This window comes from Candidatus Eisenbacteria bacterium (assembly GCA_016930695.1).
In the GTDB taxonomy this organism is placed as follows: domain Bacteria; phylum Orphanbacterota; class Orphanbacteria; order Orphanbacterales; family Orphanbacteraceae; genus JAFGGD01.
The window spans coordinates 101,172-110,062 of sequence record JAFGGD010000023.1; the positions used below are offsets into that span (position 1 = coordinate 101,172).

The 8,891-nt window shown below is 61.9% G+C and carries 7 protein-coding genes; 3 read left to right on the top strand and 4 right to left on the bottom strand.

What is annotated here, in order from left to right:
- Positions 1-50: 50 nt before the first annotated feature.
- Together JW958_04115 and JW958_04120 are read left to right on the top strand one after the other, a co-directional pair.
- The gene (locus JW958_04115) at positions 51-1,430 is read left to right on the top strand and encodes an arylsulfatase (GenBank protein MBN1825429.1); all 1,380 of its coding nucleotides are present in this window, start codon (positions 51-53) and stop codon (positions 1,428-1,430) included.
- Between the two features lie 67 nt (positions 1,431-1,497).
- Positions 1,498-3,294 (top strand): metallophosphoesterase, encoded by a 1,797-nt coding sequence (locus JW958_04120; protein ID MBN1825430.1) that lies wholly within the window; start codon positions 1,498-1,500, stop codon positions 3,292-3,294.
- Positions 3,295-3,371: 77 nt separating this feature from the next.
- Here the strand turns inward: JW958_04120 and nifS are convergent, their stop codons facing one another.
- Positions 3,372-4,598, bottom strand: a complete 1,227-nt coding sequence (nifS, locus tag JW958_04125) for a cysteine desulfurase NifS (GenBank protein MBN1825431.1) — start codon at positions 4,596-4,598, stop codon at positions 3,372-3,374.
- Between the two features lie 40 nt (positions 4,599-4,638).
- On the bottom strand, positions 4,639-5,595 hold the full coding sequence (locus JW958_04130; GenBank protein ID MBN1825432.1) for an iron-sulfur cluster assembly scaffold protein: 957 nt from the start codon (positions 5,593-5,595) through the stop codon (positions 4,639-4,641).
- A 295-nt stretch (positions 5,596-5,890) separates the two neighbouring features.
- Here JW958_04130 and JW958_04135 point away from each other — a divergent pair, with 295 nt between their 5' ends.
- On the top strand, positions 5,891-7,024 hold the full coding sequence (locus JW958_04135) for an aspartate--ammonia ligase (protein ID MBN1825433.1): 1,134 nt from the start codon (positions 5,891-5,893) through the stop codon (positions 7,022-7,024).
- 92 nt (positions 7,025-7,116) lie between these two features.
- On the opposite strand, the gene JW958_04140 is transcribed toward JW958_04135, so the two are convergent.
- Together JW958_04140 and tcmP are read right to left on the bottom strand one after the other, a co-directional pair.
- A complete protein-coding gene (locus JW958_04140) occupies positions 7,117-7,848 on the bottom strand; it encodes a phage Gp37/Gp68 family protein (GenBank protein ID MBN1825434.1) in 732 nt (243 codons plus the stop codon).
- Between the two features lie 2 nt (positions 7,849-7,850).
- Positions 7,851-8,891, bottom strand: a 1,041-nt coding sequence (gene tcmP / locus JW958_04145) for a three-Cys-motif partner protein TcmP (protein MBN1825435.1), incomplete at its 5' end; no start/stop codon positions are given.

Sequence of the window (8,891 nt, forward strand, 5' to 3'; positions counted from 1 at the left end):
GGTGAAGGCGGCGACGCCCCACGGACTCGCGCGACGCGGAGGAAACCGCTTTGAAGACCCCCGATTTCGACACCATCACACGCCGCCGCTTTCTGCTCGGCCTCCTCGGCGGCGCGGCGTCGGCGCTGACCTGGGGTTGCATTCCGGGCCGTTCCTCGAGCGCCGCGGGAAGACCGCCGAACATCGTGCTCGTCCTCGCCGACGACCTCGGCTACGGCGACCTCGGTTGCTACGGCCAGAAACGCTTCGAGACGCCCCGCGCGGACCGGATGGCGAAAGAAGGGGTCCGCTTCACCCAGTTCTACTCCGGCGCGCCGATCTGCGCCCCCTCCCGGACCTCCCTGCTCACCGGACGCCACGCCGGTCACATCTCGATCCGCACCAACGACGACCCGATCTTCCAGGAGACGGGCCCCACCTGCGCGGGCGTGCTGAGAGAACGGGGCTACGCCACCGGCGTTTTCGGCAAATGGGGATTGGGCGACGAGAACGGCGCCGGTGCGCCGGACCTCGCCGGCTTCGACGAATTCTTCGGTTACCTGGATCACCGCGCCGCCCATCGCCAGCGACCCGGATCGCTCTGGGAGAACCGGCGACGCGTGAAACTGCCGCCGGAGACGTACGCCCACGACAGGATCGTGGAACGGGCGCTCGGCTTCGTCCGCGAAAACCGGGACCGCCCCTTCTTCCTCCTCCTCGCCCCCACCCTTCCCCATCCGGACCTGGACGTCCCCGAGGAGGTGCTCCGCCTCTTCCGCGGGCGCTACCCGGAAGTGCCTTACGTGCAAACGGCCGGGAAGGAGTACCTGTCGCAGCCGACCCCGCGCGCCGCCTACGCGGCGATGGTTCACATGATCGATCGCGACGTGGGCCGCCTTCTGGATCTGCTCCGTGAGCTCGGCCTGGACGAGAAGACTCTCGTGATGCTCACGAGCGACAACGGCGCGGGGCGGGCGGGCGGATCGGACCCCCTCTTCTTCGATAGCTGGGGCCCCTTCGAGGGGAGGAAGAGAACGCTCTACGAGGGGGGAATCCGCGTTCCTCTCGTCGCGCGCTGGCCCGGCATGATCCCCGCCGGCGCTGTGTGCGCAAGGACCGGAGGGCTCTGGGAGATGCTCCCCACTTTCGCCGAGGTCGCCGGCGCTCCCGCTCCGCCGAACGGGGACGGCGCTTCCCTTCTCCCCCTCCTCGGCGGCGGCGCGAGACCCGACCCCGCCTTTTTCTACTGGGAGATGCACCGGCCCCACATGGTCCAGGCGGTCCGTCTCGACGACTGGAAAGGGATTCGCGACGACCGAGACGGCTCCTTCGAGCTGTACGATCTGGGGAAGGACGTGGGAGAGAAGAACGACGTGGCGCGCGACCACCCGGAGACGGTGCGGCGGATGACGGAGATCATGCGCTCCGCCCACGTCCCCCTCTCCCGATAACGCCCCTCCGGCCTTTCTTATTATGTTATAATGGAATCCATCGATCCCCCCATAAAGAGGAACCGCCATGCACCGACGATTTTCAGCGTTGATCCCCCTCGGATCATTGATCTTGCTCCTCGCCGCGATCGCCGCGGCGGAGGGAAACGACTTTCCGGCGGTGGAGGCCGCGCCCGACTCGCCCCGCGACGCCATCCCGGTCGGCGACACGCTCACGCTGATCCAGAAACCTCTCCTGAACATCCCCGCGATGGTCGAGGCGGGGGACACGATGGAAATTTCCTGCGACGCCGATCCGGGCGCTTCCGGATGGTCCGCCCACCTTATCCGGAACGACTCCGCGATCCCGCTGTCGATCGCTTCCGCTTCTTATAGCGCATCCACGCTCTGGTGGACGCTCCAGGCCGTCCTTCCCGATCCGATCGACCTCGCCGGCATGTACGATCTGGCGGTGGACGGGAACGGCGCGGCGCCGGACACGACGCGAAACGCCGTCTGCGTCCTGAACGCCTACCGGAGCGATTTTTACTTCCTCCACATAGCCGATTCCCACCTCGTGACGCACAAATACTGGTACGAATCCGGCGCGGACACGGACACGACGGAGATGACCGACCTCCATGAGGTGATCGCCGACATCAACCTGATCCATCCGGAGTTCGTCCTCTTCACCGGCGACCTGATCAACGAGGGGGAGCTGGAGGACTACCTGGACAAGCGTTACTACACACGGACGCAGAAGATTCTCGGGACCTTCGACGTGCCGGTCTTCGTCATCTCCGGCAACCACGACATCGGCGGCTGGGACGACACGCCGCCGTCGGATGGGACGGCGCGACGCGACTGGTGGCGATTCTTCGGGTGGAAGCGGCTGAACGATCCCCCCGCCGGAGCGCCGGCGCGGACCCAGGATTACAGTTTCGACTACGGCCCGGTCCACTTCACCGGTCTCGAGTCGTACGTCAACTATGACAACTGGCGTTACTCGACCTACAAGTACTACAGCTTTACCAACGACCAGATGGAGTGGCTCGAGGACGACCTCGCCTCCTCCTCCGGAAGCGCGGCGCGGGTCCTCTTCTATCACATGGACTTCTCCGACCAGATCAACCTCTCCTCCCTCGGCGCCGACATGGCTCTCTATGGGCACATCCATAGGGACGAGGGAAGCATCACATCCCATCCTTATAACCTGGCGACGGACAACGTGTGCGACGGCGCCCGCGCCTACCGCCTGATCCGGTACACCGGCGGCGCGCTCCAGCCGACCGCCACCCTGAGCGCCGGATCCTCCGGCAATCAACTTCGGGCGCAGTTCTCTCCGCCCAACGACGGAACCGCCGATTCGATCACCTGCGACGTGATCAACAACCATCACCAGGGCTTCGAGAACGGCCGGGTCCGTTTTTATCTGTCGCCCGGAACGGCGGGGGTGACGGTGAGCGGCGGCACGCTGGTGCAGACGGAGGACCTGGGCTGGGCGACGGCGGCGGACGTGGCGGTGGACATCCCCTCGACCGGAACGGCGACGGTCGTCGCCTACGCGAACTCCACCGGCGTGGGCGGAGGCGATGGCGGACCGCCGGCGGCGCTCCGTCTGGAGGCGAACCGCCCCAATCCCTTCAACCCGACGACGACGATACGCTTCCACCTCCCCGGGCCGGGGCGGGCGAGCCTTCTCGTCTTCAACACGCTCGGTCAGCAGGTGGCGAGACTCGAGGGCGGCGCGATGGACGCCGGCGTCCATGAAACGACCTGGGACGGCCGGAACGACGGCGGCGGCCTTCTCCCTTCCGGGATCTACTTCGCCCGGCTCACCTTCGAGGGAGCATCGGTCACGCGCAAGATCGTTCTGGCGCGGTGATCAATAGGGACGTTCATCTACTTTTACGCGATAGTCTGTGACTGTCCCCCCTTTATCCGGAAAAGACCATTCGTCGGCTAGGAGCGGCTCGTCCCCTCGAGCCGCTCTTTGGCGTCTTCGCGGGGGCGGTCCTTGGCGGAATCCCAGTAGGGAGAGAGTTTGCGCAGATTGCGTACGATCTCGGGGAAGACCTCGATGACCCGGTCGATCTCTTCGCCGGTGTTGTAGCGGCTGAGGGAGAAGCGGACCGATCCGTGCACCGCGGTGAAGGGAACCTTCATCGCGCGGAGCACGTGCGAGGGCTCCAGCGATCCCGAGGTGCAGGCGGAACCGCTGGAGGCGCAGATGCCGTGCGCGTCGAGTTGGTAGAGGATCCCCTCCCCCTCGATATAGTGCACGGCGAGGTTGAGCGTGTTCGGCAGGCGAGCCGCCCCCTGCCCATTCACCTCGAGCCAGGGGATCCGCGCCGTCAGTTCCCTCTCCAAGCGGTCGCGCATCGCCTCGAGGCGGGCGACCTCCTCTTCGCGGTTCTCCAGGGCGAGGTCGAGCGCCGTCGCCAGGCCGGCGATGAAGGCGACGTTCTCCGTGCCGGCGCGGCGGCTTCTCTCCTGGTGCCCGCCGATCAGGAAGGGGCGCCAGCGGCTGCCGCGGCGGACGACGAGCGCGCCCACCCCCTTCGGCGCATGCAGCTTGTGCCCGCTGAAGGAGAGAAGGTCCACGTGGCGGAAATTCCCCTTCCAATCGATGGGGAGCTTTCCCGTCGACTGGGTGGCGTCGGTATGGAAGAGGATGGACGGGTCGGTCTCTTTGACGATCCGGGCGAGATCCTCCACCGGGAAGATGACGCCGCTCTCGTTGTTGGCGTGCATCACCGTGACAAGGAGCGTGTCCTCGCGAAGGGCGCGCACGAAATCGCGCACGTCCATCTCCCCTTTGCGGTTCACCGGGAGGAAGGTGACCGGAAAGCCGCGGCGCTCCAGGTCGGCGACGACTTCCAGCACCGCCGGGTGCTCCACGGCGGTGGTGATGACGTGGCGCCGCGACGGCTCGGCCTTGAGCGCGCCGCGGATGGCGGCGTTGTTGCTCTCCGTGGCGCAGGAGGTGAAGAGGATCTCGTCCGCCTCGGCGCCGAGGCGCGCTGCGATCCGGCGGCGGGCGTTCTCGATCGCGTCGGAGGCGTCGCGGGCGGGGCCGTACATGGAGCTGGGATTGAAGTAGTTCTCCTTCAGAAAGGGAAGGATCGCCTCGACCACCTCGGGGGCGACCCGTGTGGTGGCGTTGTTGTCCATGTAGATCGTCTTCAAGTCGGAATCCCCCCGGCGCGACGCGCGGCCGCCGGCCGCGTCAGACCGCGATCACCCGGATTCTCTCGTCCACCTTCTCCTTCAGCGCCCGCTCCACGACGAAATGGAGGGTGCGGTCGCCGATGGCGCAGGTCTCGCACGCGCCGGTGAGACGCGCGTAGACCATGGTCCCTTTGATGTCCACGATCTCGATGTCGCCGCCGTCCTTATGGAGCGTCGGGCGGACCTCCTCGTCGATGGTCTTCTCGACCATCTTGCCGAGCTGGTAATCGCTGAAGCCGGACGCGGAGGGGGCCGCCTCGCGGCGGATCGGGAAATCGCCCGACTGAATCACCACACGCTCCTCCTTCCCCCAGACATCGTCCAGAATGTCCTGGAGGCCGCCCGGGGTGTGGTGGCACGTCATGCAGGCGCCGCCCGCCTTGATCGCATTGGTGATCTGCGGGATGGAACGAAGGTTCAGCTCTTTGATCTTCCGGCGGATGTACGGCTCGGTGAGGCCGAAGCACTTGCAGACCATCCGCCCCTCGTCCTGCTCCTCGGGGAGAATGTCGATGCCGAGCTTGCCCAGGTCCACGCCCCGCTTCTGCGCCCAGTTGAAGACCGCCGCCTGGAGCGCCTCGGCGCCCATCACCGAGCAATGGATCTTCTGCTCCGGGAGACCGTCCACGTAATCGACGATGTCCTGGTTCTTGATCGCCAGCGCCTCGATCGGCGTGACCTTCTTCTCCTCGATGAGACGGCAGAGCGCCTCCGAAGCGGCGATGGCGGAGGTGCAACCGAAAGTGAGGTAGCGCGCCTCGACGATCACGTCCTTGGTCGGATCGGACGGGTGGCGATCCACCCGGAACGTGAAGCGGAGCGCGTCGCCGCAGGCGATCGACCCATGCTCCCCGAGACCGTCCGGGTCCTCGATCTCGCCGAGGTGCGTCCCCGGCACCCCCTTCACCGCGTCCATGAAGAGCTTCTTCGTCTTTTCGCTGTAATCCCAGCCCATATCCGTCCTCCAGCCCGCCCGGTCCGGCGCGGCCGGTTCATCCTATCGCAGCCCGGGCGGCCGAGCAATCGCCGCGACCGCCATTCCTAACCGTCACACAATGAGGAAACACGTAACTGTCCCTAATAAAGCAAAGTAATGCGATCCGGGGGGATTCTCCACCCGGGTTCCCCGGAAGGAGCCTGTCCCCAATCCTCCTCTCCCCCGATTCCCCTTGCCAATTTTCGCGTTCGGGTGTTAGCCTCTTTTAGGCAGGTTAACCCCATAATCTCAAAGGAAATAGGAGACCAGGCCGATGGCGGAAACGTATGACAAGAAAGACGATCTGGCGGGGCCGGGCGTCAGCACCTACGAGAAGCTGGAGACGGTGCTCCCCAAGGACTACAAGCCGGTCCTCTCGCCCGGCAAGAGGATGAAGGCCCTCTACATGCTGAAGGACCTCATCGAGAAGGGCATGTCCCGGGAGCTGAACCTGCAGATGGTGCAGGTCCCTCTGATCGTGGACAAGCACAGCGGGATGAACGACTACCTGGACCGGGACGGCTCCCGGACCCCGGTGGAGTTCCCCTGCGGCCTCGGTCTGGAGAAACGGCTGGAGGCGCAGGTCGTCCAGGCGGCCACCAAGTGGAAACGCTGGGCGCTGAAGCAGTTCGAGTGCAAGGTCGGCGAGGGGATCAACACCGACATGCGCGCCGTCCGCAAGGACTACTTCCTCGATCACGACCATAGCTCCTACGTCGACCAGTGGGACTGGGAGAGAGTGATCACCGAGGCGGACCGCAACCTGGACTTCCTCACCGACGTGGTGACCAAGATCTGGAAGGTCCTCTATGAGTCCGGCAGCGCCGTCCACGACAAGTTCCCCGAACTGCGGAAGGGCTGGCCGCCGATCCCGGAGAAGCTCACCTTCCTGCACGCCGAGGAGATCCTCGAGCGCTACCCGGAACTGCCGCGCAAGCAGCGGGAGACGGCGATCCTTCAGGACTTTCCGGCGGTCTTCATCTACGGCATCGGCCACACCCTGAAGGACGGCTATCCTCACGAGATGCGCGCCGCCGATTACGACGACTGGACCACCCCGACGGTGGTGAAGAACGGCGAGCAGATGCACGGCCTGAACGGCGACATCCTCGTCTGGAACCCGATCACCCAGCGGCGCCACGAGCTGACCTCCATGGGGATCCGTGTCACCAAGGAGACGCTCAAGAAGCAGCTGAAGATCACCGGCCAGGAGCACTTCCTGGAGATGCCCTACCACAAGATGATCCTGAACGACGAGATCCCGCTCAGCATCGGAGGCGGCATCGGCCAGGCGCGGACCTACATGTACTGGTTGCGGACCGCCCATCTGGGCGAGGTGACCGTCACCATCTGGCCGCAGCAGCTGAAAGACATCTGCGCCAAAAAGAACATCCACGTTCTTGAGTAGGCTCGGCTCGGACACGAAACGATGAAGGCCGCCGGAGCGATCCGGCGGCCTTTTCTTTTTTTAACTAAATCGATTGCCAGCCAACACCAAGCCTAAGTTGATGCGATTGTCAAGGCTTCGTCTGGCATACCATCCCAAGTACGTCCATCGAGGTTACGCCCAGTTTTTTTCTTTACTACACCACCCCATTGCTTGAAGAAGAAGGGCGTATCGGACTGGGAGCAAATATCACGTATTCTTCTAACCCACAGAGGGTCCATCGGGCGCGCACCCGGGCCAGATTCTCCTCCAACGATAATCCATGCGATCCCGGACAAATCAAGGTGCCCAAGATCCTCTAGGAGTGGCTCTAGAGATAGGAATTTTATGGGTGCAGGAGTGGCGCGCAAATCCTCGATTCTGTGTTTTGTAAGTCTATCCTCGACAGAGACACCCATCCAGATATTTGAATGCCAAGGAAGACTTGGCGCCACTTCGCGCAACCGAGCCGATCGTTTTGTTAATATTTGAAAGCGGTGCCAGCTTGCTTCACCCATTGTTTTAAATATCGACCCAATGAAGGAATCTGGAACATCGTCGTGGAATAAATCACTCATGGAATTTACAAAAATGGTGCGAGGCTTTTTCCAGTGCAGTGGATGTTCGACTAAATCGTAGTGTAGAACAGGAGTGAAACCTCTTGCATAACGAGGGTTTCCCATTGCTTTCAAACGCTTCGCCATTGTTTCTGCGTAACAGTGCTTACATCCCGAGCTTATTTTTGTGCATCCCGTAACAGGATTCCAAGTAGCTTCAGTCCACTCGATCTTGCTCATTCCAGCCATATTTATTCCTCCGTCAAAGAGAGGAGGGGGTCTGCCTTCTTTGAAAATCGGCCTTTGTAGGCGGTCGCAACAATTCTCTTGTCCTTCCGGAATTCCCGGACTACCAAGGAAAGATGCTTATTGAGCCACAACTCACTCCGCAGGGCATCTGTCAATTCCGACCACCGTCGAGGTCCATTTTTAAGTTTGGATCGCAACCATCTTCCTAGGGGCGCCAAATCAGGCTCCGGAACGATAAGCCGTGTTTGGTTCGGATTGTCGGATCTTCTTGCATAGAAACCGCCTTCCGGACATATCTTCCAAACACATTCCTTCATCAAGTCACGGCCACCATCATGGTTTGTAAAATGAGCCAGAATATACCGAGTTGCGTTATTCTTGCCTAACATCCTAACAGACGTCACCCACTCAGCACCATAGACATCCTTAAGTAAGTCGATCGTTTGATCAGCACGTTCGTCGAAGTTCCGACTCGGGTCAATTTGTCTCCAGCGGTCACCGTCAAAGATCAAGTCCAGTGTTTCCGACATCCTACTGCCGGGATTCACCAATTCACCGGAGATCGCCATATCCAACTCTCGCCATATCACATTCACAAACAGTTCGACTCGCCCCGCTCTCAACAGGCGGGAAAGTAACGCGCCAGGGACATTAAATCCATATGGATCTACAAAGGCAAAAGCGGGAGCAATGCGCTTACCGCAATATTCTAGTCGCTGTAGCATCGCTTCAATTTGTGTGTAACAGTCTTCTGCACTCACTGTTACACAAACACGGTCCGGGAGATCTCCTAACGCTGATGCTTTTCGCTTCAATACATCAACGTTATCCGCATCATGCTCGATGAACATGAACTTCACTTCGCTATGCTCAAGAATCCGATCACGGAATTGATGTCGAAGCAGCGTTTCAAGCGCGACAACAGGCGATCCTATCTGTCCCTGCGCGTGTTCACCACGACCAGCATGGGTGTCTAGGTAAACAACTCGTCCGCTCCATAAACCCAATTTCGGAAACCATCCGTTTAAGTACTCGTGGATAAG